The following is a 1,262-nucleotide window of genomic DNA, read 5'->3' as shown; positions in this document are numbered from 1 at the left end:
TCATCGTTTCTCGCTTCGTCGACGGCCGGGACTGGCTGAAGAACGCCCTCGCCCGGAAGGCATCCGAAGGCGCGTAGAAGCGCTCACATAAAGCGAGGGGCAGCCCCACGGCTGCCCCTTTTGCTTCACATCCCCCGGCTACCGGCCCGCGAGGTACTCCTTGATAGCGGCCAGGACCTGATCCGCGTCGAGGCCGTGAACCGCGCAGGCGTCCTCAAGGGACTCTCCTATCGACGAAGGGCACCCCACGCAGTGCATCCCGCTCCGCATCAGGACCTGAGCAATGCCCATGTCGTGCTCCAGCATCTCCCCCATTGTCGTCGCCTTCGTCACCTCAAAGGGCTCCGCCGCCTTAACTGCCTCCGCCATTGAGATCCCCTCCCAACAAAATATAGAAAAAATATCGGGTATTATACCCTCCTCTTGAGCGTTGCATCATCCTCCAAAATACCGACCTGTTGTATAATAGGGAAATTAAATTTTTGTTAGGGGGGAGTCCCCGGCGCGGATCCCGAAAGCCTCCCGATTTCGAGGGCGTTCGGTCCTTACAGCGCAGGCTCAAAAAGACGGCGGCAGCCGCGATTTACCCCTTAACGCCAGACTTGAGAGGAAGGTATTCGTCATGGAGAACGTCAAGAAACGGGAAACTCTGGGGAGCCGGCTGGGCTTCATCTTCCTGTCGGCGGGGTGCGCCATCGGCCTCGGCAACGTGTGGCGCTTCCCCTTCATCACGGGGCAGTACGGCGGGGCGGCCTTCGTCCTGATGTACGTTGCCTTTCTGCTGCTCCTCGGCATTCCCGTCATGGTGATGGAGTTCGCCGTGGGGCGCGCCTCGCAAAAGAGCTCCACCCGGTCCTTCAAGGTCCTGTGCCCGCAGCATCGCGTCTGGGGCCTCTGGGGCTATGGGGCCTGGATCGGCAGCGTCATGCTCATGATGTTCTACACCGTGGTGACGGGCTGGATGCTGGCCTACGTCTGGTATTCCGCGTCGGGCAGGTTCGCGGGCGCCACGCCGGAGGTCGTGAACGACGCCTTCGGAGCGCTGCTGTCGGACCCACAGGAGCTCATCGGCTGGACGGCGCTCACGGTGCTCATCGGCGTCGCCGTCTGCTGGACCGGCCTGCGCCAAAGCGTGGAGCGCGTGACCAAGGTCATGATGTGCGGCCTCCTCGCCATCATGATCGCGCTGGCCCTTCGCTCCATCACCCTGCCGGGGGCGGAACGCGGCCTCGAGTTCTACCTGAAGCCCAACTTCGCGAACC

At 62.3% G+C, this 1,262-nt stretch carries 2 protein-coding genes; one reads left to right on the top strand and one right to left on the bottom strand.

Translation table 11 applies throughout. The features are described from left to right. Positions 1 to 138 precede the first annotated feature (138 nt). A complete protein-coding gene (locus Q0629_RS09940; protein ID WP_298782025.1) occupies positions 139 to 369 on the bottom strand; it encodes a DUF1858 domain-containing protein in 231 nt (76 codons plus the stop codon). A 253-nt stretch (positions 370 to 622) separates the two neighbouring features. Here Q0629_RS09940 and Q0629_RS09935 point away from each other — a divergent pair. After that, positions 623 to 1,262 (top strand): sodium-dependent transporter (locus tag Q0629_RS09935; RefSeq protein ID WP_298782023.1); only part of this gene is annotated, 640 nt, incomplete at its 3' end.

Source organism: uncultured Fretibacterium sp. (assembly GCF_938030725.1).
Classification (GTDB): Bacteria; Synergistota; Synergistia; order Synergistales; family Aminobacteriaceae; genus Fretibacterium.
This window is presented reverse-complemented; position numbering and strand designations above follow the sequence as displayed.

Bases quoted from the DNA above. Each gene is read 5' to 3' on its own strand.
- Q0629_RS09940 (WP_298782025.1), bottom strand. From the start codon at position 369: ATGGCGGAGGCAGTTAAGGCGGCGGAGCCCTTTGAGGTGACGAAGGCG.